The sequence below is a fragment of the Acidovorax sp. GW821-FHT09A11 genome (assembly GCF_059418365.1).
This window is the reverse complement of sequence record NZ_JBWKPS010000002.1, coordinates 286,814-313,806: the sequence shown is the minus strand read 5'-3', so window position 1 is coordinate 313,806 and position 26,993 is coordinate 286,814. Positions and strand designations below refer to the sequence as shown.

Sequence of the window (26,993 nt, the reverse complement as noted above, 5' to 3'; positions counted from 1 at the left end):
GGCCTACTGCGGCACCAGCCCCGCCGCCTTCACCAGCTCGGCATGGATCCTGATCTCCTGCGTGATCGCGTCCTTGAGTTGCTGGCTGGTGCCCGGCGCCACTTCCATGCCGCTGGCGGCCAGTTTGGCCTTGGTGTCAGGGTCGGCCAGGGCGGCGTGGGCGGCGCGCTGCAGCCGGTCGATGACGGGCTGGGGCGTCTTGGCCGGTGCCAGCAGGCCCACCCAGGCCGAGAGGTTCATCTCCGGCGCGCCCACTTCGGCCATGGTGGGCGTCTGCGGCAGGGTGGCGGTGCGCTGCGAAGCCATCAGGCCCAGCGCATGCAGCTTGCCCGACTGGATGTGCGGCAGCGCCTCGGGCAGCACGGCGAACAGCATGTCCACCGTGCCGGCCAGGGCGTCGTTGATGGCCGGGGCGCCGCCCTTGTAGGGCACGTGCAGCAGGTCGGTTTTGGTGCGGGTGGTGAACATCAGCCCCGCCAGGTGCTGCGGGCTGCCGTCGCCCGACGAGGCGTAGGTCAGCTTGCCCGGCGCGGCCTTGGCGGCGGCCAGCACGGCGGCCACGGTGGGGAATTTCTGCTTGTCCTTGACCACCAGCACCATGGGCTGGTTCACGAACTTGGTGACGGGCACGAAGTCGGCTTCGGGGTCGTAGGGCAGGGTCTTGAAGATGCTCTTGTTGGTGGTGAGGAAGGACGCCGGCGAGACCATCAGCGTGTAACCATCGGGCGCGGCGCGCGAGACCAGCGGCGTGCCGATCTGCCCGGATGCGCCTGCCTTGTTGTCCACCACGAAGGGCTGGCCCAGCTCGGCCGCCATCTTCTGCGTGACCACGCGCGCGATCATGTCGGCACTGCCGCCCGCGGGAAGCGCCACGATGACCTTGACGGGGCGGTCGGGGTAGGTGCCCTGGGCCCAGGCAGAGGCTGCGCAATACAGCGAAAGAACGGTACAGGCCAGGGCCGGGGCAAGACGTCGAAATTGCATGGAACAGCTCCCAAGGGTGGACGGACAGCACGCCAGGCGAGCCCCCGCGGGCGCGGATGGGCATCGCCTTTTCGCAGGTATACCGCGTGTTCCGTTCTCAAGCAATTCCTGCACCAGACCTCCCAGCACGCCAGGAAGAGGCCCCTCGAAGCGCACGTTTGCTCTTTTTTTGATAGCTGCTTGCGCTGAATGAAAAAGCGTTTCAGCCCTTTTTCTGATGCAGGTACAGATCGTCCGACCAGGTGGCCAGCCATTCGGGCTTGAACGCCACGAACACCGCGCACAGCATGCCGGTGACCACCGCGTCGCCCCAGGCCATCAGCCAGCGCGCCACGAGCGAGAGCTGGTCGCCCACACCGGGCAGCGTGTGGCCGCTCCATTGCGACAGGGTGCCCGCCACGAACAGGCACAGCGCAGTGCCCAGAAACCCCCGGCCCAGCACATAGACGAAGGCGCGCACGCCCGCGAGCGATCGGGCCCCCGCCAGGCGGCGCAGCGCCACGCCCAGCAGCAGCGCCAGCGTGGCGGGCACCACGCCCTGCCACACGGCGATGCCCAGCGCATCCCATCCGCCCAGGCCGGGCGAGACCCACGCAGCGATGGCGCCCACCGCCAGCAGCGTCGGCACGGCCAGCGGCCAACCCAGCATGAGCAGTACCAGGCACGCGCCCGACCACTGCAGTTGCAACGGCATCTGGTGCAGCGTGGGCAGGGCCCAGACCCAGGGCAGCAGGACGAGCGTGGCCAGCAGCGGCGTCCACAGCGGGGCGGGGGCGCCGTGCCCTGCCTCATGCGCCAGGGGCTTTCGGCTGGCCAGCAGCCGCCAGGGCCGGGCGGCCAGCGCGGCAACCAGGGCGATCAGGGCCAGGGCGGCTTCCATTTCTAAATTGCTATTGTTTTGATAGCTTCTGGAGCTTGATGGATAAGCGCTGGAGGCCCATTCGAATCATGTCTGCACGCGCTAGGCCACCACCGGCTGCCCCAGCGAGCGCAGGATGTCCCGCACCATCTGCGCGCGGTCCTTGGGGTCCTTGAGCTCGCGCTCGATGCGCAGCTTCTCGTTGCCTGCCAGCTTGATGTGCTTGTTCTTCTGGATGAGCTCGATGATGCGCATCGGGTCGATGGGCGGCTGGGGCTTGAAGGTGATGTGGATCACGCCCGGGGCGGCATCGACCTTCACCACGCCGTAGGGCTGGCTCAGCACGCGCAGGCGGTGCACGTCGATCAGGGTCTGGGCCTGCGGCGGCAGCTTGCCGAAGCGGTCCACGATCTCTTCGAGCAGGCCGTCGATCTGGTCGGGGTTCTTGGCGGTGGCCAGCTTCTTGTAGAACGACAGGCGCAGGTGCACGTCGCCGCAGTAGTCGTCGGGCAGCAGGGCGGGGGCGTGCAGGTTGATGTCGGTGGTGACGCTCAGGGGGCTGAGCAGGTCCGGCTCCTTGCCGGCCTTGAGTGCCTTGACGGCTTCGTTCAGCATCTCGTTGTACAGCTGGAAACCCACCTCCAGCATGTTGCCGCTCTGGTTCTCGCCCAGCACCTCGCCGGCGCCGCGGATCTCCAGGTCGTGCATGGCCAGGTAGAAGCCGCTGCCCAGTTCCTCCATCTGCTGGATGGCATCCAGGCGCTGGGCGGCGTGCTTGGTCAGGCCCTCGGTGTCGGGCACCATGAGGTAGGCATACGCCTGGTGGTGGCTGCGGCCCACGCGCCCGCGCAGCTGGTGCAGCTGCGCCAGGCCGAACTTGTCGGCGCGGCTCATGATGATGGTGTTGGCCGTGGGCACGTCGATGCCGGTCTCGATGATGGTCGAGCACAGGAGGATGTTGTAGCGCTGGGCCACGAAGTCGCGCATCACGCGCTCCAGTTCGCGCTCCGGCATCTGGCCATGGGCCACGGCGATACGGGCCTCGGGCAGTATCTCTTCGAGCTTCTGGCGGCGGTTCTCGATGGTCTCCACCTCGTTGTGCAGGAAGTAGACCTGCCCGCCGCGCTTGAGTTCGCGCAGCACCGCCTCGCGGATCACGCCCGTGCCCTCGTTGCGCACGAAGGTCTTGATCGCCAGACGCCGCTGCGGCGCGGTGGCGATGACCGACAGGTCGCGCAGGCCTTCGAGCGCCATGCCCAGCGTGCGCGGTATGGGTGTGGCCGTCAGCGTCAGCACGTCCACCTCGGCGCGCAGGGCCTTCATTTGCTCCTTGTGGCGCACGCCGAAGCGGTGTTCCTCGTCGATGATGAGCAGGCCCAGGTTGTGGAACTTGGTGGATTCGGAGAGCAGCTTGTGCGTGCCCACCACGATGTCCACCGTGCCGTCGCCGATGCCCTTGATGGCCGAGGTGATCTCCTTGCCCGAGCGAAAGCGCGACACCTCGGCCACCTTCACCGGCCATTTGCTGAAGCGGTCCACCAGCGTCTGGTAGTGCTGCTCGGCCAGCAGCGTGGTGGGCGCGAGGAAGGCCACCTGCTTGCCGCCCGTGACGGCCACGAAGGCCGCGCGCAGGGCCACCTCGGTCTTGCCGAAGCCCACGTCGCCGCAGACCAGGCGGTCCATGGGGCGGGGGCTGATCATGTCCTGGATCACCGCGTGGATGGCGGCGTTCTGGTCGGCCGTCTCCTCGAAGCCGAAGTCGTTGGCAAAGGTCTCGTAGTCCTGCGGGCTGTAGCGGAAGGCATGGCCCTCGCGCGCGGCGCGGCGGGCGTAGATGTTGAGCAGCTCGGCCGCGCTGTCGCGCACCTGCTCGGCGGCCTTGCGCTTGGCCTTTTCCCATTGGCCGCTGCCCAGCTTGTGCAGCGGCGCCTCGTCGGCACTCACGCCGGTGTAGCGGCTGATCAGCTGCAGCTGGCTCACAGGCACGTAGAGCACGGCCTTGTCGGCGTATTCCAGGTGCAGGAACTCCTGCATGGCGGGCGTGCCGTCGGGGTTCTTGTTGCCCACGTCCATGTTGACCAGGCCGCGGTAGCGGCCGATGCCGTGCGCGCTGTGCACCACGGGGTCGCCTACGTTGAGCTCGGCCAGGTCCTTGATCAGCGCCTCGACGTCGCTCACCTGCTCCTGCTTCTTGCGCCGGCGCGTGGTGGGGCCGGCGGCAAACAGCTCGGTCTCGGTGACGAAGTCGATGCCGTCCTCGACCCAGCTGAAGCCCACCGTGAGGCCTGCGGTGGCAATGCCCACCTTTTCGTCGGCCGTGCCCTGGAACTCGGCCAGCGAGTCGAAGGCCGGCGGGTTCACCCCGCTGGCGCGCAGAAAGTCGAGCAGGCTCTCGCGCCGGCCGGCGCTTTCGGCCAGCAGCAGCACGCGGTGTTGCGTGTTGCGGATGTGCGCGTGCAGGCGGGCCAGCGGGTCCTCGGCCCCGCGCACCACCGACAGGTCGCCGAGCTTGTGGAAGTGCGGGTTGTCATCCACGTCCTCCACGCCGGGGCGGATGGACAGCTGCGCATGCTCCTTGGCGCGCGTGTAGAACTGGTCGGCCGAGAGGAACAGCTCCTCGGGCGGCAGCACCGGGCGCTCGGGATCGCCCTGCACCAGTCGGAAGCGGTCTTTCGTGTCCTGCCAGAAGCGCTGGAAGGCGGGCTCCAGGTCGCCGTGCAGCACCACGGTGGCTTCTGACCCGAGGTAGTCGAACACCGTCGCTGTTTCATCGAAGAACAGCGGCAGGTAGTACTCGATGCCGGCCGTGGCCACGCCCGCGCCCATGTCCTTGTAGATGCGGCTCTTGGTCGGGTCGCCCTCGAGCATCTCGCGCCAGCGGCTGCGGAACTTGGCGCGCGCCTCATCGTCCATGGGGAACTCGCGGCCGGGCAAGAGGCGCACCTCGGGCACGGGGTACAGGCTGCGCTGGCTGTCGGGATCGAAGGTGCGGATGCTGTCGATCTCATCGTCGAACAGGTCCACCCGGTACGGCACCAGCGAGCCCATGGGGAACAGGTCGATCAGTCCGCCGCGCACCGCGTACTCGCCCGGGCTCACCACCTGCGAGACGTGGCTGTAGCCCGCCAGCGTGAGCTGGGCCTTGAACTTTGCCTCGTCGAGCTTTTGCTTGACCTTGAAATGGAAGGTGTAGCCGGCCAGGAAGGACGGCGGCGCCAGGCGGTACAGCGCCGTGGTGGCGGGCACCAGCACCACGTCGGCCCCGGTGTCCTTGTCCTTCTGGCTGATGCGCCAGAGGGTGGCCAGCCGCTCGCTGATCAGGTCCTGGTGCGGCGAGAAGGTGTCGTAGGGCAGCGTCTCCCAGTCCGGGAAGAGCGCGCAGCGCAGCGTGGGCGCGAAGAACGCCATTTCCTCGATGAGGCGCTGCGCATCGGTGGCATCGGCCGTGACGATGGCGGTGGTGCGGCCGGCGGCCTTGTCGCGCTCGGCCAGGCGGGCCAGCAGCAGCGAATCGGCGCTGCCCACGGGGCGGGGCAGGGTGAAGCGTTTTCCGGGGGAGAGTTTGGGCAGTTCCATGCGCGCTGTGTCGTCTGGGCCCACGGCATCCCCTGGCGCACAAAACGCACGCAGGCCGCACGGGTGGGCAACCGGAGATTCTAGAATGGGCGGGCCATGACTGCTGTGCTGTTGCCAACACCCCTCGTTCCCTTGTCCGCCCACGGACGTTTCTGGGCGCTGGTGCCCTGCGCGGGAACGGGGTCGCGCGCCGTGGCGGCCCCGCCTGCGGCAATGGTGCCGGCCCCGGGCCTGTCTGCCGGGTCCACGCTGGGGGTCTTTTCCGCGTCCGAGGCGGCGGCACCACCCGTCGCTGCGTTGCCCAAGCAATACCACCTGGTGGCGGGGCATCCCATGGTGCTGCACACGCTGGCGGCCTTTGCCGGGGTGGGCCGGCTGCTGGGCACGCTGGTGGCCGTGGCGCCGGGCGACCGTTTCCTGGATGCGCATGCGCACCCGGCGTACTTCGCGGTCGAATGCGGCGGCCCCACGCGCGCCGATACGGTGCTGGGCGGCCTGCGGGCGCTGCTCGCGCGGGGCGCGCAGCGGGATGACTGGGTGCTGGTGCACGATGCGGCGCGCTGCCTGGTCACCACGGCGCAGATCGACCACCTGATCGATGTGTGCGCGCAGGACAGCGTGGGCGGCTTGCTCGCACACCAGCTGGCCGACACGCTCAAGACCTCGATCGACGGCCCCGGGGGCGTGCGCGTGGCCTCCACCGTGGACCGCAGCAACAAGTGGCTGGCGCAGACGCCGCAGATGTTCCGCATAGGCCCCCTGATGGACGCGCTCGACAAGGTGGGATCGAACGTGACCGACGAGGCCAGCGCCATGGAAGCCATGGGCCTGCACCCGCGCCTGGTGCCCGGCGGCGCGCAGAACTTCAAGGTCACCTACCCCGACGATTTCGCGCTGGCCGAGGCCGTGCTGGCGCAGCGCGGCCATGGCACCACGCTGGCCCGCTTTGGTGGCGAACGCGGGCAGGGGGCGACCGAGACGGGGCGCAAGACGATTTTCTGAGCCTGCCCGCGCAAGGGCAGGACGACCATGAGCCCCGTGCGGGCAGAAGGCGAACGAACGGATGAACTTCAGGATTGGAGAAGGCTGGGATGTGCACGCACTGGTGCCCGGGCGGCCGCTGGTGATTGGCGGGGTGACCATCGAGCACACCCTGGGCCTGCTGGGCCATTCCGATGCCGACGTGCTGCTGCACGCCATTACCGATGCGATCCTGGGGGCCGCGGGCCTGGGGGACATCGGCCGCCATTTTCCCGATACCGATGCGCAGTTCCGGGGCGCCGATTCGGCCGTGCTGCTGGCCGAGGCCGCGCGCCGCGTGCGCGCCGCGGGCTACGCCATCGGCAATGTGGACAGCACGGTGGTGGCCCAGGCGCCTCGCCTGGCGGCCCACATTGCCGGCATGTGCGAGTGCATTGCGAAGGCCCTGGGGGTCGACCCCGGCCAGGTCAACGTGAAAGCCAAGACCGCCGAACGCCTGGGGCCCGTGGGGCAAGGCCTGGCGATGGAGGCACGGGCCACCGCCCTGATTTTCAAGGCCTGACCCTCTGCGGCGGCAGCGCGTCCTGGGGCGCGCTTCGTCAGGCGCTTTCGCGCCCGATGATCGCGAAGCCGATGTCCACCACCGGTTCGGCCACGGGTCGGCCCTCGGCGCGGTCGGCGATCAGTCGGGCAGCCGTCTGGCCCATGCGCGTGCCGTCGATGCGCACGGTGGAGAGGCTGGGGCTCACGGTCTGCGCGAAATCGATGTCGCCAAAACCCATCACGGCCAGTTGTTCCGGCACGGACATGCCGCGCACGCGGGCTTCGGTCAGCACGCCCAGGGCCAGCATGTCGGAGCTGCAGAACACGGCGTCGATGTCGGGGTGCCCGGCGAGCAGCGCGGCCAGGCCGTCGCGCCCATCGGCATGCGTGGTGGGTGACTTGCCCAGACGCACGGCAGGCGCGCGCAGGCCCAGGCGCTCGGCAGCGGCTTCGAAGCCCCGTGCGCGGCGTGCGGCGCGCTCGTCGCCGCCACTGAGCAGTGCCAGGCGGCGCCGGCCTCTGGAGTACAGATGCTCGCACACGGCAGCGCCCAGCTGTTCGTGCCGCAGCCCCACCAGCATGTCGATGGGCGTGGAAGTGAAGTCCCAGGTCTCCACGATGGGGATGCCCGATGCCATGAGCATGCGGCGCCCTTCGGGCGAATGCATGATGCCGGTGACCACGATGCCTTCCGGGCGCCGGCCGACGATGGCGCGCAGCAGCTCGTCCTCGCGCGAGTGTGCATAGCCGACCTGGCCCACCATCACCTGGAACCCTCGCAGCTCCAGCGCATCGGTGAGCGCCTGCACCATCTCGCCGAACAGCGGCCCCGTGAGCGTGGGCACCAGCGCGGTGACCACATGGCTGCGCGCCGATCGCAGTCCCCCGGCGACCAGGTTGGGCACGTAGCCCATGCTGGAGACGGCCTCCTGTACGCGCACCCGCGTCGCCTCCGACACCTGGTGCGGTGTGTTGATGGCGCGCGAGACGGTGATCATCGAGACCCCGGCCCGCTCGGCCACCTCGCGCAGCGTGACCGAAGGACGGTCGCGGGTGGCGGGCGCAAGGGAGGGGGAGGGCGGGGAGGCTGGCATGCGGGGAAGTCTATAAGAACCTGTTCAGTCTCCTTGGGGAGTCGCACAAGTGCTTTGCCGGGACGGGATGCCAGGCGCGGTGCGCAGCCGATGGCCCGTGCTATCGGCAAGCGCCGCAACGCCGCAGACCGCCCGGCAAGGCTGTTGCCCTTCTGGTTGGAGTGAAAACGGACGATTGGACGCCCCGGCTGCCTGCATGGGCATGAGCCCACGCGGCGCACCCGACGCGCCACTCATCCCGATTGCCCTCCGATGCGACCTCCAAAAAGAGACTGAGCCGGTTCTGAGACCCGTCGCGGCGGATGGCAGGCGGAGGCGGCCAAATGTCATTGCATCGACAGTCACGGACGGCGTCCATGCCTAGCATGCCGCCATGACCTGTTCACAAACACCTCCATCGCCGTTGGCACACGCTGTGCTGCGCGACTCGAACGCGCCCGTCCCCGCTCATGAGCTACAACGTGCTGTGGACTGGGCCATCGTCTCGCGGCGCAGCATCCGCGCATTCCTGCCCACGCCGGTCTCCCGCGAAGAGGTGCATTCCATCCTCGACGTGGCGCGCCATGCGGCCTCGGGCATGAACACGCAGCCCTGGCGCGTGCACGTGCTCACGGGGGCCGCGAAGGAGCGGCTGAGCACCGCCATCGCCGCCGTGGACAACGATGAGGATGGGGCTGCGACCCTCACCGAGCCCTACCACTACTACCCGCTCGAATGGGTATCGCCCTATGTCAACCGGCGCCGCAAGGTGGGATGGGACCTGTATGGCCTGCTCGGCATCGCCCGGGGCGACAAGGCGCGCATGCACGCCCAGCACGGCCGCAACTACCGCTTCTTCGATGCGCCCGTGGGGCTGATCTTCACGGTGAACCGGGTGATGCAGGCCGGCAGCCTGATGGACTACGGCATGTTCCTGCAGAGCGTGATGGTGGCGGCCCGCGCGCGCGGGCTCGACACCTGCCCGCAGGTGGCGTTCACCAAATTCCACCAGGTCATTGCCGCCGAACTGGGCATCCCCGATACCGAGATGGTGGTCTGCGGCATGAGCCTGGGCCACGCCGACCCGGCGGGCATCGAGAACACGCTGGTGACGGAGCGCGAGAGCGTCGAGTCGTTCACCACCTACCACCCATGAACGCGCAAAACAGGAGACCAGCATGAGCCAAGCAACCCACCACAGCCCCTACCAGCACGGCCTGGAACGCACCCCCGCCAACCACCTGCCGCTCACGCCGCTGGGCTTTCTGGACCGCAGCGCGCAGGTGCATCCCGAAGGCACTGCCGTGGTGCATGCGGGCAGCACGCAGACCTGGGCACAGACGCGCGAGCGCGCCTACCGCCTGGCCAGCGCGCTGGCACGGCGCGGTGTTCAGCGCGGCGACACCGTGGCCATCCTGGCGCCCAACACGCCCGCGATGCTGGAGGCGCACCTGGGCATCCCCCTGTGCGGTGCGGTCATCAACGCCGTCAACTGCCGGCTCGACGCCGAGGCCATCGGCTTCATCCTGCGCCACGGCGAGGCGCGCGTGCTGCTGGTGGACAGCGAATTTTCGGCGCTCGCGGCCCGGGCCGTTGAGGGCCTGGCGCAGCAGCCGCTGGTGGTCGCCATCCACGATGCGGGCCTGCCCGCGCAGCCGGCCCTTGGTGAGCTCGACTACGAAGCCCTGCTGGCCGAGGGTGATCCGGCCTTCGAAGGCCTGTGGCCCGAGGACGAGTGGGACCCGATCGCACTGAACTACACCTCGGGCACCACCGGCGACCCCAAGGGCGTGGTGCCCAGCCACCGCGGGGCCTACCTCATGAGCCTGTTGCAAATGACCGACTGGGCGATGCCGCGCCGCCCGGTGTATCTGTGGACGCTGCCCATGTTCCACGCCAACGGCTGGTGCTTCACCTGGGCTGTCACGGCGGCGGCGGGCACGCATGTGTGCCTGCGCAAGGTCACGGCCAAGGCCATCTTCGAGGCCATTGCCGAGCACGGTGTGGACCATTTCTGTGCCGCGCCCACCGTGCTGGCCATGCTGGCGAATGCACCGGCGCACGAGCGCATCGCGCTGCCGCGCCCGGTGCGCGTGCTCACAGCGGGCTCGCCGCCGCCGGCCGCCATTCTGCAGGCGATCGCCGCGATGGGCTTCGATGTGGACCATGTGTACGGCATCACCGAAGTCTCGGGCACGCCGATGAGCTGCGTGCGCCAGTCCGGCTGGGCGGCCCTGCCCGAAGCCGGGCGTGCCCGGCTGCAGGCGCGCCAGGGCGTGCGCGCCGCGGCGCTGGAGCACCTGCGCGTGCTCAACCCCGACACGCTGGAGCCCGTGCCGGCGGACGGTGTGACGGCTGGCGAAATCATGATCCGGGGCAACACCGTGATGAAGGGCTACCTCAAGAACCCCGGCGCCACGGCCAAGGCCTTTGCCGGCGGCTGGTTCCACACCGGCGACATCGCGGTGCTGCACCCCGACGGCTATGTGCAGATCACCGACCGCTCCAAGGACGTGATCATCTCGGGCGGCGAGAACATCTCCTCGGTGGAGGTGGAAGACGTGCTGCACCGCCACCCCGCCGTGCTGCTGGCCGCCGTGGTGGCCCAGCCCGACGAACGCTGGGGCGAGGTGCCCTGCGCCTTCGTGGAGCTCAAGCCCGATGCCGCAGGCAGCGTCAGTGCCGAGGAGCTGATCGAGTTCTGCCGTTGCCATCTGGCGCGCTTCAAGTGCCCGCGCCAGGTCGTGTTCGAGGTCTTGCCCAAGACCGCCACCGGCAAGATCCAGAAGTTCCGCCTGCGCGAGATCGCGGGCAGCCGCGAGGCCATCACGCGGCTGGCGCAGATTCAGACCGAGCCCGCAGGCTGAGCGTTCAGCCTTCGCGGGCAATCGACTGCAGCACCTTCAGGTCGATCACCTCGATCGAGCCATAGCCCAGGCGGATCGCACCCCGGTCCTGCAGTTCCTGCAGCGCCCGGTTGGCCACCTGGCGCGACACGCCCGACAGGCGCCCCAGCTCCTCCTGCGACAGCGTGATGCGCCGCGCGGTGTTGGGGAACAGCGCATCGTTGAACAAGCCCGACAGGCTGTAGGCCACCTGCGCCGTGGTGTCGCCCAGCCGGTCGGTCTGCACCTGCGCCACGTAGTGCGCCAGACGCGCGTTGAGCTGCCCGATCAGCCACAGCGCAAAAGGGTGGCTCCCTTGCAGCAGCCGCAGGAACTCGCTGCGCGGCAGCAGGGCCACCACGCTGTCGGTCAGCGCCGTCACGGCGTAGGGACGGGGCTCGTCCTTGAGCACCGAGCCCTCGCCGAACCAGGCGCCCGAGGGCACGCCCGCGAAGGTGCTGGTGCGGCCTTCGGCGGTGATGTTGTCCAGCTTGAGCATGCCTTCCATCACCCCGGCCCAATGCGCGGTGGGCGTGCCCTTCGAGAACACCGCGCCGCCCGCAGGGTAGCTGCGCAGCGTGATCGCCCGGCGCACGCGCGCGGCCTCCTCGGCGGTGAGGGCGGACATCCAGGGCGACTGGGCAAGGAAGAGGTCGAGGGGATCTGCGGTCATGGTGGCGTGGAAACAGGCACCGCCGGATTCTGCGGGAGATCACGCTCCGCGCCAATGGGGCCGGCCGGAAGGTTCAGGCGATGCCCGTCACATGGTCGCGCAGCAGCGGCACATGCACGATCAGCGAGCCCTTGTTGGGCTCGATGCGCACGATGCCCCGGCGCTTGAACACGCTGAGCGCCACGTTCACCCGCTGGCGCGAGAGCCCGCAGATCAGGGCCAGTTCCTGCTGCGAGATCAGCAGCTCCTGCACCGCCTCGCCCTGGCTGTCGGCCAGCATCAGAAGGGCCCGGGCCACCCGCGTCTCGGGCCCGCGCAGGCGCGATGCCTCCAGCATGCCCACGAACACCCCCATGCGCGCGTTCATGATGTCGCAGATCACGTGGTTGAACGCGATGGACGACTGGCGCAGCGTCTCGAAGGTCTCCACCGGCACCAGGCACAGGTGGGCCGGCGTGAGCGAGCGCAGGTCGTACTGGCGCAGTTCCTTCTTGAGCAGCGAGCCCTCGCCGCCCCATTCGCCCTCGCGCAAACAATACAGCGTGGTTTCGGCACCGTCCGACGCCACCACGTACATCTGCAGGAAGCCGCGCACCAGCCCGTGCCAGGGCGAGCTGTTCTGGGGCGGTGACCGCATGGAGTTGCTGGCACGGCGCCTGGAGGCCTTGCGCAACAGTGCAGATGCCAGTTGACGTGCGGCGAAACGAGCCAGAGGACGGGGTGGTGCGGGATGTGCAAGCAGGTGTGAGGGTGGTGGGGCTGGCCCGGCCCATGACGCCAGAATGACCCATTGCCCAAGCACTACCGGAAAGCCCCATGCCCCGCTGGAATGCCCTGTTGATGAAGGCTGTGCTGGCCGCCACCGCTCTCGGGCTGGTACATGCTGCGCTACCCGGGCCCGCTGCACGGGCGCGGACCGGTGGGTGTTGCTGAGTAGCATGGCCGGCGTCGAGGCCGAGAGTGCCGGCGGTGCCAACGTGCAGGGCGTGTACCTGGTAGCCACCGGGGCCGATGGCTACCAGCCCTGGTGTCGCTGGACAACCAGCGCGTGCTGATCGCCTGTCGGCTGGACGGCCAGCCACTGGCACGCGGTATGGCGCGGCTGGTGGTAGCGGGCGATGGCAAGGCCGGCCGCCCGGTCTCGGCGCTCGAAACCATCGAGGTGTTTGCGGCCGCGCCTGCGGTGCGGTAGCCGAGAAGGGGCACGCCGTCGGCACAACGGTCTCGTACCCGGCGTCCTCGGGGCATCGACGGGGGCCGTTCGGGCCAGCTCCGGTCAGCCCACGCCCCTTCCGCAATCTCCCAAGATGTCGCATAACAAAGGGTTTTCCCTATGGTTTGTGGAAATGTTAACGTTAACATTCATGCGTTGCTACCGTTCAGGCATGGTCTGAAGCGGGTTTTCAAGTCGCTTTGGTCGGTCTGAAAGGCGGCTCGTCCCCTTGAACATTGCTTGATACCGCCGAAGGCAGGGTGCTGCAAGCCGCTTGTACGACCTGTTGATACGCCCTGACCACCCACCAGACCTGATACCACCATCCATGACCCCGCAAGACCTCAAATCCATCATGGGCTCCGGCCTGCTGTCCTTCCCCATCACGGACTTCGACGAGCAGGGTGAATTCCGCCCCAGGACCTACATCGAGCGCCTGGAATGGCTCGCCCCCTATGGCGCCAGCGCCCTGTTCGCCGCCGGCGGCACGGGCGAGTATTTCTCGCTCTCGGGCCCCGAGTACGGCCAGGTCATCAAGACCGCCGTGGACACCTGCCGCGGCAAGGTGCCCATCATTGCCGGCGCCGGCGGCCCCACCCGCACCGCCATCGCCCATGCCCAGGAGGCCGAGCGCCTGGGCGCCCACGGCATCCTGCTGTTGCCCCACTACCTGACCGAAGCCGGCCAGGAGGGCCTGATCGAGCATGTGGCCGCCGTGTGCAACAGCGTGAAGTTCGGCGTCATCGTCTACAACCGCGACCGCACCAAGCTGACTGCCGATTCCCTGGCCATCCTGGCCGACCGCTGCCCCAACCTGATCGGCTTCAAGGACGGCGTGGGCAATATCGAGACCATGTCTTCCATCTTCATGAAGATGGGTGACCGCTTCTCCTACCTGGGCGGCCTGCCCACGGCCGAGGTGTATGCGGCGGCCTACAAGGCGCTGGGCACGCCGGTGTACTCCTCGGCAGTGTTCAACTTCATTCCCAAGACGGCGATGGACTTCTACAAGGCCGTGGCGGCCGACGACACGGCCACGCAACACAGGCTGCTCAAGGAGTTCTTCATGCCCTACCTGGCCATCCGCAACCGGGTGGAAGGCTACGGTGTCTCCATCATCAAAGCGGGCGCCAGGATCGTGGGCCACGACGGTGGGCCGGTGCGCGCGCCGCTGACGGACTTGAAGCCCAGCGAGATGGAAGAGCTCAAGGCGCTCATCGACAAGCTCGGCCCGCAGTAGGCGCGCCCCCCCTGTCCCACGCCAACCCTTCAACCCAAGGCCCCGCAGAGGGCCGCCGACCACCACCACCACCTCAGGAGACATCCCTCATGTTCGTCAAGCAACTGCTGCTCGTGGCCAGCGCCTGCACCCTGGCGTTTTCCGCATCGGCCCAGACGGCCGCCACGCCCTGGCCCGAAAAGCCCGTCACCATCGTTGTGCCGTTTCCGGCGGGCGGCTCCACCGACATGGTGGCGCGCGCCATGGCCCAGCACATGGGCGACAAGCTGGGCCAGAACTTCGTGGTGGACAACCGCCCCGGTGCCACGGGCACGCTGGGCGCCGGCGCGGTCAAGCGCGCCGCGCCCGATGGCTACACGTTGCTGGTGTCGTCCCTGGGCGCCTTCGTGGTGGCACCGCACCTGCTCAAGAGCGTGCCTTACGACGCGCTCAAGGATTTCGACTACATCACCGTGCCCGTGCAGGCGCCCAATGTGCTGGTGGCCTCGCCGGCGCAAAAGGCACGCACCGTGAAGGAGGTGATCGCGCAGCTCAAGGCCAACCCCGGCAAGGTGAGCTTCGCGAGTTCGGGCAACGGCTCGTCGGACCACCTCTCGGCCGAGGTCTTCTGGCAGCAAAGCGGCACCGAAGGCCTGCACATCCCCTACAAGGGCGGCGCGCCGGCCATCAACGACCTGCTGGGCGGGCAGGTGGAGTTCTCGTTCCAGAACGTGAACGCCGTGCTGCAGCACATCCGCGGCGGCAAGCTGCATGCGATTGCCGTCACCGGCGACAAGCGCAGCCCCGTGCTGCCCGACGTGCCCACCCTGGCCGAGGCCGGCGTGGCCGGTGCCGAGGTGTACTCGTGGCAGGGCATGGCCGCGCCCAAGGGCCTGCCTGCGGCCGTGAAGAAGAAGCTCTCGGACGCCGCCATCGCCGCCATGAACGATCCCGCCGTGAAGAAGCGCATGCTCGACCAGGGGCTGGAGATCGTGGCCAGCACGCCCGAGGCTTTCACCGCCTACCAGGCACGCGAATTCGCGCGCTGGAAGACGGTCATCGAAACCCGAAAAATCACTGCCGATTAAGCCTTGTCACGGGGCGTCTTTGCGCGCCCATCTTCGTTTCCAGACCACCATGACCACCTCTTCCATCCCTTCTGCCACCAGCACCCCCGTCGTCACCGAGCTGCGCGTGGTGCCCGTGGCGGGCCACGACAGCATGCTCATGAACCTGAGCGGCGCGCACGGCCCCTTCTTCACACGCAACCTGATCATCCTGCGCGACAGCGCGGGCAACACTGGGGTGGGCGAGGTGCCCGGCGGCGAGAAGATCCGCCAGACCATCGAGGACGCACGACCATTGATCGTGGGCCGGCCCATCGGCCACCACAACGCCGTGCTCAACGCCATGCGCGCCCGGTTCGCCGACCGCGATGCGGGCGGGCGCGGCCTGCAGACCTTCGATCTGCGCATCACCATCCACGCTGTGACGGCGGTGGAGTCGGCCTTCCTGGACCTCTTGGGCCAGCACCTGAACGTGCCCGTGGCCGCGCTGCTGGGCGATGGCGTGCAGCGCGAGGCGGTGCAGATGCTGGGCTACCTGTTCTACGTGGGCGACCGCGCAAAGACCGACCTGGCCTACCGCACCGAGCCCGGTGCCGACAACGACTGGTTCCGCCTGCGCAACGAGAAGGCCATGACGGCCGACGGCATCGTGCGCCTGGCCGAGGTCGCGTACGAGCGCTACGGCTTTGCCGACTTCAAGCTCAAGGGCGGCGTGCTGCGCGGCGAGGAAGAGGTCGAGGCCATCCGCGCGCTGCACGAGCGCTTTCCCGAGGCGCGTGTGACGCTGGACCCCAACGGCGGCTGGCTGCTGAAAGATGCGGTCCGCATCACGCGCGACCTGCACGGCGTGATGGCCTATGCCGAGGACCCCTGCGGTGCCGAAGGCGTGTTCTCGGGCCGCGAGGTGATGGCCGAGTTTCGCCGCGCCACGGGCCTGCCCACCGCCACCAACATGGTGGCCACCGACTGGCGCGAAATGGCGCACAGCCTGGCCCTGCAGTCGGTGGACATCCCCCTGGCCGACCCGCATTTCTGGACCATGGCCGGCTCGGTGCGCGTGGCGCAGATGTGCCAGGCCTTCGGCCTGACCTGGGGCTCGCATTCCAACAACCATTTTGACGTGTCGCTGGCCATGTTCACCCACGTGGGCGCCGCCGCACCGGGGCGCGTGACGGCCATCGACACGCACTGGATCTGGCAGGACGGTGAGCGGCTGACGAAGGAGCCTTTCCAGATCAAGGACGGCTTCATCCAGTTGCCCACCAAGCCCGGCTTGGGCGTGGAGCTGGACATGGAGGAGGTGGAGCGCGCCCACCGCCTGTACCTGCAGCATGGGCTGGGCGCGCGTGACGATGCGATCGCCATGCAGTACCTGATCCCCGGCTGGAAGTTCAACAACAAATCGCCCTGCATGGTGCGCTGAACGGGCCTGCGGCCCGGGGAGCGGATGCTTGAGTCAGGCGGTCTTGTCTTCCGCCCGGCGTCTTGGCAGCTGGCGCTTGATGGACGGCCGCTGCAGGCGCTGCTTGGGGTCGGCGCCGTCGGGCAGGTCGGTGGCACGCTGCAACTGCAGGTGGGCCACCAGACCGCCCGTGCTGGAATTGGCCAGCGCGAAGATGCCGCCCATGCGCTGCACCGTCTTGTCGACGATGGACAGCCCCAGCCCCGCACCGGCGGCGGCCGTGCGGGCGGAATCCCCCCGGAAGAAGGGTTTGGTCAGGTTGGACAGCTGCTCGGGCGGCACGCCCGGGCCATGGTCGCGCAGTTTGACCAGCACCCAGTTCTCCCGGCCTTTCGCGACGATGTCCACGCTGGTGATGCCGGTGTCCTCGGTCTTGCCATAGCGCCGGGCGTTCTCCAGCAGGTTGGAGATCACGCGCGCCAGTTCCACTTCATCAGCCAGCACGTTCAGGTCTTCGGGCACCGACATGGTGATCTGGAGTTCGCGGTGGTCCTGCACGGCGTACACGCAGGACGAGACCACCGCATGCAGGTTGACGGGTGTCAGCGTCACGTGGTCAGGCCGCGCGTAGTCGAGGAACTTGTCGATGGTGGCGTCGAGCTGCACGATGTCGGCCACCATGTGCTCGCGCGCGACTTCATCGTTCACGCTCATCTCGGTTTCGAGCCGCAGGCGCGCCAGCGGCGTGCGCAGGTCGTGCGAGATGCCGGCCAGCATCACGGCGCGGTCCTGCTCCAGCTTGGCGAGCTTCTGCGCCATGCGGTTGAAGCCGATGTTCACCTCGCGGATTTCACTGGTCACCACCTCTTCATCCAGGTGGCTGGCCGCGAAATCGCCGTCCTTGACGCGGTTGGCGGCGTACGACAGCTGCTTGAGCGGCCGGTTGATCAGCCGTGCAATGGCCGCGGCGCCTGCCAATGACAGCGCCCCCGCCGTGATCAGCCAGATCAGCCAGGTGCGGCCGCCCGCCGGGCTGAAGCGCGAGCGGTCCATCAGCAGCCAGTTGGGGTCGCCGTTGATGTTGAAGCCGACCCACAGGCCTGTTTCTCCATTCACGTTTTGCGCCACGATGGTGTCGGGGCCCAGGCGCTGGGTGAGCTCGTCGGTCAGGCGGTTGCCCAGGGCCGTGCCCTCCAGCAGTTCGAATTTGTCGCGCGGCTCGCGCGGCAGGATGCGCACGCCTTCCTGGTCGGCCATGGTCTTGATGAGCGACACGCGGGCGATGGCATCGGAGTGCACGAGCGCGGCGCGGCTCAGGTTCACCAGCGAGGCGATCTGCTGCGCGGTGTGCAGCGTGCGCGGTTCAAACTCCAGCGCCCGCAGTGTCTGCAGCCATGCCAGGATGCTGCCCACCAGGAGCAGCGCCAGCAGGAAGAAGGTGCGCCAGAAGAGATTGAGGCCCACGCGCGCCCGTTGCTCCCGAGCCTGTCTCAGGGACTCGAGGGGGGCGGGGCTGGTGGCGTCGGAAGGAGCGGTCACGGACTGCCGGAACGATGGTGATCTCGACCTCGGATGGCCGTCGGATTTGCGCATACAAGAAAGAAGGAAGGGGTCAGCTCGTTCCGTCCGGCACGAAAACGTAGCCCACGCCCCACACGGTCTGGATGTAGCGCGGCGCGGCGGCGTCCACTTCCACCAGCTTGCGCAGGCGCGAGACCTGCACGTCCAGGCTGCGGTCGAAGGGCTCGAACTCGCGGCCGCGTGCCAGCAAGGCCAGCTTTTCGCGCGACAGCGGCTGGCGCGGGTGGCGTACCAGGGCCTTGAGCATGGCGAACTCGCCCGTGGTCAGGGGCAGCTCTTCGCCATTGCGCTGCAGTGCGCGGGTGCCCAGGTCGAAGGTAAAGGGGCCGAAGGTCACGACCTCGTTGTCGCCCGAAGGCGCACCGGGGGCTTCCTGCGCGGGGCGGCGGCGCAGCACGGCGTGGATGCGCGCGAGCAGTTCGCGGGGGTTGAACGGTTTGCCCAGGTAGTCGTCGGCGCCCACTTCCAGGCCCACGATGCGGTCCACGTCCTCGCCCTTGGCGGTGAGCATGATGATGGGCGTGCGGTCATTGGCCGCACGCAGGCGGCGGCAGATGGACAGGCCGTCCTCGCCCGGCATCATCAGGTCGAGCACGATGATGTCCACGGTCTCGCGCAGCAGCAGGCGGTTGAGTGCCTTGCCGTCTTCGGCGACCATGACTTCAAAGCCTTCCTGGGTGAGGTAGCGGCGCAGCAGATCACGGATTCGTGCATCGTCATCCACCACCAGAACTTTGTCGGTGCGATTGGTTGTTGTGGCCATCTTGATCCCAAGTCCAATTTGTAACAGAGCCGATTCTGACCACTTGGAACGCCGAAGTTCGGGTTTTGGCCTTGGGTTTGACCAACTGTTACAAGTTTTGCCCAGCTTCGCACAGTGCGCGGCGGGGCTTCATCACGGGCGGGATGCCACGCGGTTATCGTGGTGCCCCGCGCTGCCCAACGAAGGGCGGCGCTTTGATGCCAAGGATGTTTCCGCCATGAAGATGACTACAAAAATGATAGCTGCAGGCGCCTTTCTGGCTTGCGCTGGAGCCGCATTTGCTCAGAATTCCCCAGCGACGGAGCCGCGCAATGTGGTGCAGCTGTCAGCCACGGGCACGGTCGAAGTGCAGCAGGATCTGCTGGTGCTCAGCCTCGCCACCAGCAAGGAGGCCGCGGATGCCGCCACCGTGCAGGCGCAGCTCAAGCAGGCGCTCGACACGGCGCTGGCCGAAGCCAAGCGCAATGCCCAGCCGGGCCAGCTGGATGTGCGCACGGGCCCGTTCGGCCTTTTCCCGCGCTACAACAAGGACGGCAAGATCAATGGCTGGCAGGGCCGCGCAGAACTGGTGCTGGAAGGCCGCGACTTCGCCCGCATCACCACCACGGCGGGCAAGATCCAGACCATGGCCATCCACCAGGTCGCGTTCGGCCTGTCGCGCGAGGCGCGTGCCAAGGTGGAGGATGAGGCCCAGACCCAGGCCATCGAGCAGTTCAAGGCCCGCGCGGCCGAGCTGGCCAAGGGGTTTGGCTTCAGCAACTACAGCCTGCGCGAGGTGGCGGTGAACAGCAATGAGATGGCGCCCGGTCCCCGCCCGCGCATGATGGCCGCCGAGGCCAAGATGGGCGGGGCCTATGCGGACTCCGCCGTCCCGGTGGAAGCGGGCAAGGCCCAGGTGGTCGTCAACGTGTCGGGCTCGGTGCAGATGCGTTGAGACCGGCCGGCCCGGCCGCAGCGCCAAGGCTGAAAGTCAAATCCCGCCTGAAAGTGCCGTCTGTTCTGGGCTGAGCAGCGGCACCTGCTGTTGAAAATGGAGCATCTGCCGGGGGCATGTGGCCGTGGCCCCGTGCCCCCGGGGGCCCAGCCCCTTACTGCGCCGCCCAGCCGCCGTCCATGTTCCAGGCCACCCCGCGCACGTTGTTGGCGGCGGGGGAGCAGAAGAACACGGCCAGCTCGCCCAGTTCTTCCGGCGTGGTGAACTGCATGGAGGGCTCCTTTTCGCCCAGCAGCAGCTTCTTGGCGTCCTCGTTGGACAGGCCATGTTCCGCTGCCTTGGCATCCACCTGCTTTTGCACCAGGGGCGTCAGCACCCAGCCGGGGCAGATGGCATTGCAGGTCACGCCGGTGGTGGCGTTTTCCAGCGCGGTCACCTTGGTCAGGCCGACGATGCCGTGCTTGGCCGCCACGTAGGCGGCCTTCTGTGCCGAGCCCACCAGGCCGTGCACCGATGCCACGTTGATGATGCGGCCCCAGTTGGCGCCCTTCATGGCGGGCAGCGCCAGGCGCGAGGTGTGAAAGGCGCTCGTGAGGTTGATGGCGATCACCGCGTCCCAGCGTTCCACGGGGAAGTCTTCCACGTTGGCCACATGCTGTATGCCGGCGTTGTTCACGAGGATGTCCACGCGCCCGAACTGCGCGGTGCTGTACTTTATCATGTCTTCGATGTCGGCCACACGGCTCATGTCGGCGCCGTGGTAGGCCACCTGGACACCTGCGGCCTCGCCAGCGGCCAGCACCTCGGCGCGCGGGCCTTCCACGTCTCCGAAGCCATTGAGCACGATGTTGGCGCCCTGGCGGGCCAGTGCCTTCGCGATTCCAAGACCAATGCCACTGGTCGAGCCGGTGACGAGGGCGGTTTTGCCTTTCAGCATGAGAGTCTCTCCGAATGAATTACGATGAACGCAAGGGAAGGGCGGCACGGATTGCGTGGCACGCGGCCACCCGGATCAGGATGGATGCAGGGCGCAAATCGCAGCGACAGCCACGGCGGTCGGGGATTTGCAGCGCGGCAGACACCCGGGACTGCGGATGGACGCAGTGCGGCGATCCGTGCCGACCTTCCCGGCATTATCAAGCGCTGCCCCTCGATTCCGCTCCCCATGATTGAACCTACGCTGAACTACGTACTGTGCCCTGGCCCCGCGGCCACCGGGGTGTCTTCTGGTAACGCCTCCGTTGCCGAGTCTCGCCACCGCATGGCGTACTGGGAGTGGAATGCCACGGGCAATCCAGCACATCCGCACGTGGTGCTCTGCGTGCACGGCCTCTCGCGCCAGGGGCGGGACTTCGACACCCTCGCGCGCGCGCTGAGCGCGCATGCCCGCGTCATCTGTCCTGATGTGGTCGGGCGGGGCCAGAGCGACTGGCTGGCCGATCCCATGGGCTACCAGATCCCCCAGTACGCGGCCGACATGCTCGCGCTGGTGGCCCAGTTGCAGGGGCAGGGCCCCATCGCCACCCTCGACTGGGTGGGCACCAGCATGGGAGGGCTCATCGGCATGGGCGTCGCGGGGCAGCCAGGGCTGCCGCTGCCCGTGCCCGTGCGGCGCCTGGTGCTCAACGACGTGGGGCCGGTCATCCAGTGGGAAGCCCTGCAGCGCATCGGGCTCTATCTGGGACAGCTGGCACGGTTCGAGTCGCTGCAGCAGGCGGCGGATGCCATGTGGGCCATTTCGACGAGCTTTGGCCCGCACACGCCGCAACAGTGGCTGGAACTTTCGCGCCACATGGTGCGCACGCTGCCGGAGGGCGGCATCACACTGCACTACGACCCTGCCATCGCGGTGCCGTTTCGGGCATTGACGCAGGAGTCCGCCGCGGCGGGGGAGGCCATGCTCTGGCAGCTGTACGACCATATCGCCGCGCGCACGCTGCTGCTGCGCGGTGCGCAATCGGATCTGCTGTCCCGCGAAACCGCGCAGGCCATGGCGCAGCGAGGCCCCCGTGCGCGCTTGGTGGAGTTCGAAGGCGTGGGGCATGCGCCCACGCTGGTGGCGGCCGACCAGGTCGCTGCGGTCACCGGTTTCCTGCTGGCGGCGGAAGGTGCTTTGGCCGGATGAAAACCTACCCTCCCGCACAGGCGTCCCTCGCCCCCCAGGCCGAGGTTCTCCCCCAGCTCATTGCAGCCACTGCGCACACGCTGCCCGAGCAGGTCAACGCGCTGGCCCGCGCCCGCGCCTTCGCCGAGCCCCTGATGGCGGGCGAGACCCTGGACTCGGGCGAAAACACGCTGGCCCATGCCGATGCCGTGGCCGCCATCCTCAAGGGAATAGGCGGCTCCGAGGCCATGCAGGCGGCCAGCTACCTGGTGCACGCATGCATTCACCTCAACAAGCCCGAAGAGGTCATTGCCAAGGCCTTTGGCGAGAACTTCGCGGCGCTTGCGGTGGAGACCACCAAGCTCATGCGCGTGCAGCAGCAGGCCCGCGCCGCCGAGCACCTGGACGACCCCGCCATCCAGACGGAGAACGTGCGCAAGATGCTGCTCGCGTTCTCGCGCGACCTGCGCGTTGTGATGCTGCGCCTGGCCTCGCGCCTGCAGACGCTGCGCTTTCATGCGTCCGCCAAGCGCCCCGTGTCGCCCAGCCTGGCGCGCGAATCGCTGCAGGTATTCGCGCCGTTGGCCAATCGCCTGGGCATCTGGCAGGTCAAGTGGGAGCTGGAGGACCTGTCCTTTCGTTTCCTGGAGCCCGACACCTACAAGGAAGTGGCGCGCCTGCTCGACGAAAAACGCGGCGAGCGCGAGGTGTACATGGAGCAGCTGCGCGCGCGGCTCGAAGCTGACCTGCGCGCGCGCAGCATCAGCGCCAGCGTGCAGGGGCGCCCCAAGCACATCTACAGCATCGTCAAGAAGATGCGCGGCAAGTCGCTCAACTTCGACCAGGTGTTCGACATCCGTGCGCTGCGGGTTGTCGTGCCCACGGTGAAGGATTGCTACGCCGCCCTGAGCTGGGTGCACGAGCAGTTCAAGCCCATCGTGGAGGAGTTTGACGACTACATCGCCAAGCCCAAGCCCAACGGCTACCAGTCGCTGCACACCATCGTGCGCGACGACCACGGCAAGCCCATCGAAATCCAGATTCGAACCCAGGCCATGCATGACCATGCCGAACACGGCGTGGCCGCCCATTGGGCCTACAAGGAGGCGGGGAGCAAGGGCTATGCGGGGGTTTCTGCCTCGGGCGAATACGACGCCAAGATCGCGGTGCTGCGCCAGCTGCTGGCATGGGAGCGCGACCTCTCGGGTGCTGTACCCAATCGGGGGCTGTTCGAGGACCGCATCTACGTGCTGACGCCCGATGCCGCCGTGGTGGAGTTGCCGCAGGGCGCCACGCCCGTGGACTTCGCATATGCCGTGCACACCAGCCTCGGGCACCGCTGCCGGGGGGCCCGGGTGGATGGCGCCATGGTGCCACTCAACACCCCGCTGCAAAACGGGCAGACCGTGGAGATATCGACTGTCAAGGAGGGCCGCCCCTCACGCGACTGGCTCAATGCCGAGCTGGGCTACCTCACCAGCCATCGCGCCAAGGCCAAGGTGCGTGCCTGGTTCAACGCCCAGGCGACACACGAAACCGTGGCGCGGGGCCGCGAGGCGGTCGAGAAGCTGCTGCAGCGCGAGGGCAAGACCGCCGTCAAGCTGGACGACCTTGCGGTGCAGCTGGGTTTCAAGTCCGCCGACGCCTTGTTTGAGGTGGTGGGCAAGGACGAGTTCTCGCTGCGCAACATCGAAACGGTGCTGCGACCGCCCGAGCCTGTGATGCAGCCGGATGACTACCTGCTGCTCAAGAAGGCCCGCACGAATGCCGCTCCGAAGGGCGGCGTACTGGTCGTCGGCATCGACTCGCTGATGACCCAGCTGGCCAAGTGCTGCAAGCCGGCACCGCCCGATTTGATTCGCGGCTTCGTGACGCGCGGCAAGGGGGTCAGCGTGCACCGGGCCGATTGCAGCAACTTTCGCGAGATGGCCGCGCGCAGCGTCGAGCGTGTCATCGAGGTGGAATGGGGCGCGCCAAAGTCAGCGGCGGTTGCAGCCGTGTATCCCGTCGATGTGGCCGTGGAAGCCGCCGACCGCCAGGGCCTGTTGCGCGACATCTCTGAAGTCTTTGCCCGGGAAAAAACCAATGTGATCGGCGTGCAGACCCAGTCGGTGAAAGGCACTGCGTGGATGACCTTCACGGTGGAGGTCGCCGATTCAGGCCGCCTCAACAAGGTCCTCGGCATCGTGGCCAGCGTGCCGGGCGTGCGCTCGGCACGCCGCCGTTGAGCGGCTTGCAGGACAGGCATGCAAAGGGCGCCAGTGAGTTCTATGCGAAGTGTTGCCTGTTTTTTGGCAAGCCCCTCATTTTTATGGCTATAATCGTAGTCTAAACAACGACAGGCGCGTAGCTCAGCTGGTTAGAGCACCACCTTGACATGGTGGGGGTCGTTGGTTCGAGTCCAATCGCGCCTACCAAGTTTCCTTCTGAAGTGAACCAGACTTCGGGTTTTCGGGATTCTTGAGGACCCTGTTTTTTGGGTTCCTGATCAAATTAAGCCGCCTCCACTGGGCGGCTTTTTTGTTTCTGCGCCACGTCCAGCTTTGCCCTGTCTGTCCTGGCCCCAGGCCGTTGACCCATTCCGCATGGCGGTTGAAAGGCAACTGGGCAATCCCGCGGCCTGTCTGTGGGGCGACGGGTGAGTGGCTCGGCCCGCGCCACAATCACTCGTGATCGCATATGTGCAATGCTCCACAGGCGCTTGCCACGGAGGCATCCATATAAGAAGGGTGATTGATGTCGTGGCTCATGGTGCCTTGTGGCGAGATTTGGAGCCTGGCGCACACCCATCGGCGGGTGGCTGCACGCAGATTGGCGTTTGTCTGACACGGCGAGATGTTTCGCCGCGTTAACTTGGGGGCTCCAGAGAGAAGGGTCACCACCATGAACACACCAGCCAATTCTTCCCGCATGCAACACGTTCTCGTGGATACGGATCCAGAACTGGGCATGTACGACACCCGCGTCTTCTGGCTTGCCGCAGTGGTTGCCACGGTGGCGGTGCTGGCGGTGGCGTATTTCAAGATGGGCTATTGAATCGTTCGATGCCGCCATCGCCTGTGCCGGCGTTCCCGTCTCCCATCAACCGCACCGCCAAGCGCGGTGCTTCATCGCGCTGGTGCTATCTCTTGAGTGCAAGCGGCACCGCTGGTCTTGATTCTTGACGTATCCCTGTATACCAGCAGCCTGCACGGCGCATGACATGGCTGGCACTTTGCGCCCACCAAAGGCCGCGTGGCCCATCTCTGCCGCAGCCCTTCGCGACCCTGATCGCGCGGCCATCCTGAGCGGTAAGAAACTTCATCCCTCCCCTTCGAAGCACCGGCGCCACGCGGTGCGGGCCGACCTGAGCTGCTTTCGCCGAAGCCGCCCGCTAGCTAGAAGTGGGGCGGCGGGTCTTGCACCGGGGGTGTGCCTGGCTGCGCTGGCGGATCGACCTGGGGTGGCTCGGGCGTCCAGGGGGGCGGGGTGTCCACGGGAGGGAAGGGGGGTACGGGGGAGGGGGCGGGTACGTGGGTGTGAAGCATCGCGGTCTTTCCTTTCGAGTGGACCTGGGCAATGGCCTCACGTTATCGCCTTCCCGTGGCGCTTTGTGCCAGCCAACACGCCGACCCGGCCTCAGCCTCGTGCGATAGGCCCGGGCAGGGGCCGTTACGTCTCGACAGGCAAGTTGCTTGCGTTGTCAGCGCGTAACGCCGATAGGGGCCTACGATGCTTCTGTCAGGCTCTCTCCCTGACACCTCCCCTCCTCTTGCTTTTTTCATGCGAGAGTTCGGCCCGCCTGGTGCGGGCTTTTTTTTGCCTGGGCTGGGGGCCTCCCCACGCGCGCCGCGCGCCTGCCCCTGGGGTGCAACGCCTGCCACTGCGGGCAGGCGTCAGCCCACGTCCGGAGCGGGTGAGGCGGCACCTGCGGGCACCGGGGGGCTGCCTTGCCCGTGCAGGCGCACCTGTGGGAGGCAGTCGGGATGCTCGCGCTGGATGAAGGTCATCAGTGCCTCGCGCACGCGGCACCGCAGGTCGAAGGCCAGGCCCGAAGAGCGCGCGGAAACCAGCACGCGTATCTGGAGGGTGCGCTCGGTCACGTCGGTCAACTGAAGAATGCCGACGCGCCGGTCCCATTCGGGGGCCGCCTCCAGCACGCGCTGCAATTCGGCGCGCAGGGGATCGAGCGGCAGGCGGTAGTCGGCGAAGAGGAACACGGTGCCCAGAATCTCGGAACTGGTGCGCGTCCAGTTCTGGAACGGGTGTTCGATGAACCACTGCAGCGGAATGATCAGGCGCCGTTCGTCCCAGATGCGCAACACCACATAGGTGCCGGTGATCTCTTCCACGCGGCCCCATTCGCCCTCGATGATGAGCACGTCGTCGATGCGAAGCGGCTGGGCCAGCGCGATCTGCAGGCCCGCGATCATGTTGCTGAACACCGGGCGCGCTGCGATGCCGGCGACGATGCCCACCACGCCGGCCGATGCCAGCAGGCTGGCGCCCACCTGCCGCGCCCCTGGAACGGTCATGAGCATGAGGGCCACGCCGGCCATCACCACGCCGGTCATCGCGGTGCGAGACAACACGCGTGCCTGCGTGGCGATGCGCCGCGCCGTGAGGTTGTCCTCCACGTCCGCAGGATGCTGCGCGATGATGCCATTGGCAAGTCCGCCAATGGCCGCGATCAGCAGCCAGCACGCTCCGCCGATCACCAGCAGGCCGTTGAGATGCCGCACGCTGCCGATGTACCTCAAGTCGTCGCTGGCCGCCTGCCAGACGAGCTGGAGCGCGATCAGCGGCAGCAGAACCCGCATGACGGGAATGCAGGCGATGACCACCGCGCGCACCACCGGAACCGGGGCCGTGGCACGGCGCAGCACCACCGCGGCGATGCGGTGGGCCATGGCGGCGACGGCCACGGCCAGGAGGGCGGCGAGGGCGGTGGCAGACCAGGGAGACAGGTGAAGTCCTTCGGGCATGGCTGGGCAGGGTGGGGCGAGGCCGCGAACGGCAGATGGGCGGGAACAGCGACTCTCGCATCGGCACCGGGCGCTGTCTGTCGGACGGGGCGCCGCGCCTGTTCGCCGTGCATGCGCGTGGGCCCCGCCGTGGGCTGCCGGCAAGCGGGTGCACAACCCGTTGCAGGCGCTC

General features: G+C 67.7%; 22 protein-coding genes and 1 tRNA gene. 13 read left to right on the top strand and 10 right to left on the bottom strand.

Annotated features, from left to right (window positions below; translation table 11 throughout):
* Positions 1–3 precede the first annotated feature (3 nt).
* From AC07PV_RS05480 to mfd, 3 genes are all read right to left on the bottom strand, one after another.
* Complete coding sequence (locus AC07PV_RS05480; protein ID WP_494629649.1) at positions 4–984, bottom strand: Bug family tripartite tricarboxylate transporter substrate binding protein; 981 nt, start codon at positions 982–984, stop codon at positions 4–6.
* Between the two features lie 202 nt (positions 985–1,186).
* On the bottom strand, positions 1,187–1,864 hold the full coding sequence (locus AC07PV_RS05475) for a hypothetical protein (RefSeq protein WP_218294208.1): 678 nt from the start codon (positions 1,862–1,864) through the stop codon (positions 1,187–1,189).
* Positions 1,865–1,945: 81 nt separating this feature from the next.
* Positions 1,946–5,419, bottom strand: a complete 3,474-nt coding sequence (gene mfd / locus AC07PV_RS05470; RefSeq protein WP_494629648.1) for a transcription-repair coupling factor — start codon at positions 5,417–5,419, stop codon at positions 1,946–1,948.
* 96 nt (positions 5,420–5,515) lie between these two features.
* On the opposite strand from mfd, the gene AC07PV_RS05465 reads away from it, so the two are divergent.
* Both AC07PV_RS05465 and ispF read left to right on the top strand, forming a co-directional pair.
* Positions 5,516–6,421 carry an IspD/TarI family cytidylyltransferase gene (locus AC07PV_RS05465; RefSeq protein WP_218294210.1) on the top strand — a complete coding sequence of 302 codons (906 nt, stop codon included), beginning with the start codon at positions 5,516–5,518 and terminating at the stop codon, positions 6,419–6,421.
* Between the two features lie 61 nt (positions 6,422–6,482).
* The gene (ispF, locus tag AC07PV_RS05460) at positions 6,483–6,962 is read left to right on the top strand and encodes a 2-C-methyl-D-erythritol 2,4-cyclodiphosphate synthase (protein WP_218340843.1); all 480 of its coding nucleotides are present in this window, start codon (positions 6,483–6,485) and stop codon (positions 6,960–6,962) included.
* Between the two features lie 37 nt (positions 6,963–6,999).
* Here ispF and AC07PV_RS05455 read toward each other — a convergent pair whose 3' ends face one another.
* On the bottom strand, positions 7,000–8,037 hold the full coding sequence (locus AC07PV_RS05455; protein WP_218340844.1) for a LacI family DNA-binding transcriptional regulator: 1,038 nt from the start codon (positions 8,035–8,037) through the stop codon (positions 7,000–7,002).
* 373 nt (positions 8,038–8,410) lie between these two features.
* Here AC07PV_RS05455 and AC07PV_RS05450 point away from each other — a divergent pair, with 373 nt between their 5' ends.
* Positions 8,411–9,172 carry a nitroreductase gene (locus AC07PV_RS05450; protein WP_494629647.1) on the top strand — a complete coding sequence of 254 codons (762 nt, stop codon included), beginning with the start codon at positions 8,411–8,413 and terminating at the stop codon, positions 9,170–9,172.
* Between the two features lie 22 nt (positions 9,173–9,194).
* Positions 9,195–10,883, top strand: coding sequence for an acyl-CoA synthetase (locus AC07PV_RS05445; RefSeq protein ID WP_494629645.1), 1,689 nt, complete (start codon positions 9,195–9,197; stop codon positions 10,881–10,883).
* Between the two features lie 4 nt (positions 10,884–10,887).
* Here AC07PV_RS05445 and AC07PV_RS05440 read toward each other — a convergent pair whose 3' ends face one another.
* Both AC07PV_RS05440 and AC07PV_RS05435 read right to left on the bottom strand, forming a co-directional pair.
* On the bottom strand, positions 10,888–11,574 hold the full coding sequence (locus AC07PV_RS05440; RefSeq protein WP_494629644.1) for a Crp/Fnr family transcriptional regulator: 687 nt from the start codon (positions 11,572–11,574) through the stop codon (positions 10,888–10,890).
* Between the two features lie 73 nt (positions 11,575–11,647).
* A complete protein-coding gene (locus tag AC07PV_RS05435) occupies positions 11,648–12,211 on the bottom strand; it encodes a Crp/Fnr family transcriptional regulator (RefSeq protein ID WP_494629643.1) in 564 nt (187 codons plus the stop codon).
* Positions 12,212–12,622: 411 nt separating this feature from the next.
* On the opposite strand from AC07PV_RS05435, the gene AC07PV_RS05430 reads away from it, so the two are divergent.
* The 4 genes from AC07PV_RS05430 (at position 12,623) to gudD (ending at position 16,496) form a co-directional block, all read left to right on the top strand.
* Positions 12,623–12,766 (top strand): hypothetical protein, encoded by a 144-nt coding sequence (locus AC07PV_RS05430; RefSeq protein ID WP_218294223.1) that lies wholly within the window; start codon positions 12,623–12,625, stop codon positions 12,764–12,766.
* A gap of 349 nt (positions 12,767–13,115) precedes the next feature.
* The gene (gene kdgD, locus AC07PV_RS05425; protein ID WP_218295311.1) at positions 13,116–14,027 is read left to right on the top strand and encodes a 5-dehydro-4-deoxyglucarate dehydratase; all 912 of its coding nucleotides are present in this window, start codon (positions 13,116–13,118) and stop codon (positions 14,025–14,027) included.
* Between the two features lie 89 nt (positions 14,028–14,116).
* Entirely contained in the window at positions 14,117–15,094 is a 978-nt protein-coding gene (locus AC07PV_RS05420) for a Bug family tripartite tricarboxylate transporter substrate binding protein (protein ID WP_492806385.1), read from the top strand.
* A 49-nt stretch (positions 15,095–15,143) separates the two neighbouring features.
* Positions 15,144–16,496 (top strand): glucarate dehydratase, encoded by a 1,353-nt coding sequence (gudD, locus tag AC07PV_RS05415; RefSeq protein WP_494629641.1) that lies wholly within the window; start codon positions 15,144–15,146, stop codon positions 16,494–16,496.
* Between the two features lie 33 nt (positions 16,497–16,529).
* Here gudD and AC07PV_RS05410 read toward each other — a convergent pair whose 3' ends face one another.
* On the bottom strand, positions 16,530–18,068 hold the full coding sequence (locus AC07PV_RS05410; protein WP_218294227.1) for an ATP-binding protein: 1,539 nt from the start codon (positions 18,066–18,068) through the stop codon (positions 16,530–16,532).
* Between the two features lie 19 nt (positions 18,069–18,087).
* Positions 18,088–18,819 carry an osmolarity response regulator transcription factor OmpR gene (ompR, locus tag AC07PV_RS05405; RefSeq protein WP_010460834.1) on the bottom strand — a complete coding sequence of 244 codons (732 nt, stop codon included), beginning with the start codon at positions 18,817–18,819 and terminating at the stop codon, positions 18,088–18,090.
* Positions 18,820–19,036: 217 nt separating this feature from the next.
* On the opposite strand from ompR, the gene AC07PV_RS05400 reads away from it, so the two are divergent.
* The gene (locus AC07PV_RS05400) at positions 19,037–19,753 is read left to right on the top strand and encodes an SIMPL domain-containing protein (RefSeq protein ID WP_494629639.1); all 717 of its coding nucleotides are present in this window, start codon (positions 19,037–19,039) and stop codon (positions 19,751–19,753) included.
* A gap of 154 nt (positions 19,754–19,907) precedes the next feature.
* Here the strand turns inward: AC07PV_RS05400 and AC07PV_RS05395 are convergent, their stop codons facing one another.
* On the bottom strand, positions 19,908–20,690 hold the full coding sequence (locus AC07PV_RS05395; protein ID WP_494629637.1) for a 3-hydroxybutyrate dehydrogenase: 783 nt from the start codon (positions 20,688–20,690) through the stop codon (positions 19,908–19,910).
* Between the two features lie 228 nt (positions 20,691–20,918).
* Between AC07PV_RS05395 and AC07PV_RS05390 the strand changes: the two genes are divergently transcribed.
* The 4 genes from AC07PV_RS05390 (at position 20,919) to AC07PV_RS05375 (ending at position 24,893) form a co-directional block, all read left to right on the top strand.
* Positions 20,919–21,878, top strand: coding sequence for an alpha/beta fold hydrolase (locus AC07PV_RS05390; protein WP_369642241.1), 960 nt, complete (start codon positions 20,919–20,921; stop codon positions 21,876–21,878).
* Positions 21,875–24,085 (top strand): RelA/SpoT family protein, encoded by a 2,211-nt coding sequence (locus AC07PV_RS05385; RefSeq protein WP_218340856.1) that lies wholly within the window; start codon positions 21,875–21,877, stop codon positions 24,083–24,085. Before AC07PV_RS05390 ends, AC07PV_RS05385 begins: the two co-directional genes overlap by 4 nt.
* A gap of 112 nt (positions 24,086–24,197) precedes the next feature.
* A tRNA-Val gene (locus AC07PV_RS05380) sits at positions 24,198–24,274 on the top strand.
* 466 nt (positions 24,275–24,740) lie between these two features.
* Positions 24,741–24,893, top strand: coding sequence for a hypothetical protein (locus tag AC07PV_RS05375; RefSeq protein ID WP_218294232.1), 153 nt, complete (start codon positions 24,741–24,743; stop codon positions 24,891–24,893).
* Positions 24,894–25,732: 839 nt separating this feature from the next.
* Here the strand turns inward: AC07PV_RS05375 and AC07PV_RS05370 are convergent.
* The gene (locus AC07PV_RS05370; RefSeq protein WP_494629636.1) at positions 25,733–26,821 is read right to left on the bottom strand and encodes a mechanosensitive ion channel family protein; all 1,089 of its coding nucleotides are present in this window, start codon (positions 26,819–26,821) and stop codon (positions 25,733–25,735) included.
* Positions 26,822–26,993 lie beyond the last annotated feature (172 nt).

What these genes read in the sequence shown, in the direction of transcription:
- AC07PV_RS05480 (WP_494629649.1), bottom strand. Translation starts at nt 984, where the DNA reads ATGCAATTTCGACGTCTTGCCCCGGCCCTGGCCTGTACCGTTCTTTCG.
- AC07PV_RS05475 (WP_218294208.1), bottom strand. Translation starts at nt 1,864, where the DNA reads ATGGAAGCCGCCCTGGCCCTGATCGCCCTGGTTGCCGCGCTGGCCGCC.
- mfd (WP_494629648.1), bottom strand. Translation starts at nt 5,419, where the DNA reads ATGGAACTGCCCAAACTCTCCCCCGGAAAACGCTTCACCCTGCCCCGC.
- AC07PV_RS05465 (WP_218294210.1), top strand. Translation starts at nt 5,516, where the DNA reads ATGACTGCTGTGCTGTTGCCAACACCCCTCGTTCCCTTGTCCGCCCAC.
- ispF (WP_218340843.1), top strand. Translation starts at nt 6,483, where the DNA reads ATGAACTTCAGGATTGGAGAAGGCTGGGATGTGCACGCACTGGTGCCC.
- AC07PV_RS05455 (WP_218340844.1), bottom strand. Translation starts at nt 8,037, where the DNA reads ATGCCAGCCTCCCCGCCCTCCCCCTCCCTTGCGCCCGCCACCCGCGAC.
- AC07PV_RS05450 (WP_494629647.1), top strand. Translation starts at nt 8,411, where the DNA reads ATGACCTGTTCACAAACACCTCCATCGCCGTTGGCACACGCTGTGCTG.
- AC07PV_RS05445 (WP_494629645.1), top strand. Translation starts at nt 9,195, where the DNA reads ATGAGCCAAGCAACCCACCACAGCCCCTACCAGCACGGCCTGGAACGC.
- AC07PV_RS05440 (WP_494629644.1), bottom strand. Translation starts at nt 11,574, where the DNA reads ATGACCGCAGATCCCCTCGACCTCTTCCTTGCCCAGTCGCCCTGGATG.
- AC07PV_RS05435 (WP_494629643.1), bottom strand. Translation starts at nt 12,211, where the DNA reads ATGCGGTCACCGCCCCAGAACAGCTCGCCCTGGCACGGGCTGGTGCGC.
- kdgD (WP_218295311.1), top strand. Translation starts at nt 13,116, where the DNA reads ATGACCCCGCAAGACCTCAAATCCATCATGGGCTCCGGCCTGCTGTCC.
- AC07PV_RS05420 (WP_492806385.1), top strand. Translation starts at nt 14,117, where the DNA reads ATGTTCGTCAAGCAACTGCTGCTCGTGGCCAGCGCCTGCACCCTGGCG.
- gudD (WP_494629641.1), top strand. Translation starts at nt 15,144, where the DNA reads ATGACCACCTCTTCCATCCCTTCTGCCACCAGCACCCCCGTCGTCACC.
- AC07PV_RS05410 (WP_218294227.1), bottom strand. Translation starts at nt 18,068, where the DNA reads ATGCGCAAATCCGACGGCCATCCGAGGTCGAGATCACCATCGTTCCGG.
- ompR (WP_010460834.1), bottom strand. Translation starts at nt 18,819, where the DNA reads ATGGCCACAACAACCAATCGCACCGACAAAGTTCTGGTGGTGGATGAC.
- AC07PV_RS05400 (WP_494629639.1), top strand. Translation starts at nt 19,037, where the DNA reads ATGAAGATGACTACAAAAATGATAGCTGCAGGCGCCTTTCTGGCTTGC.
- AC07PV_RS05395 (WP_494629637.1), bottom strand. Translation starts at nt 20,690, where the DNA reads ATGCTGAAAGGCAAAACCGCCCTCGTCACCGGCTCGACCAGTGGCATT.
- AC07PV_RS05390 (WP_369642241.1), top strand. Translation starts at nt 20,919, where the DNA reads ATGATTGAACCTACGCTGAACTACGTACTGTGCCCTGGCCCCGCGGCC.
- AC07PV_RS05385 (WP_218340856.1), top strand. Translation starts at nt 21,875, where the DNA reads ATGAAAACCTACCCTCCCGCACAGGCGTCCCTCGCCCCCCAGGCCGAG.
- AC07PV_RS05375 (WP_218294232.1), top strand. Translation starts at nt 24,741, where the DNA reads ATGAACACACCAGCCAATTCTTCCCGCATGCAACACGTTCTCGTGGAT.
- AC07PV_RS05370 (WP_494629636.1), bottom strand. Translation starts at nt 26,821, where the DNA reads ATGCCCGAAGGACTTCACCTGTCTCCCTGGTCTGCCACCGCCCTCGCC.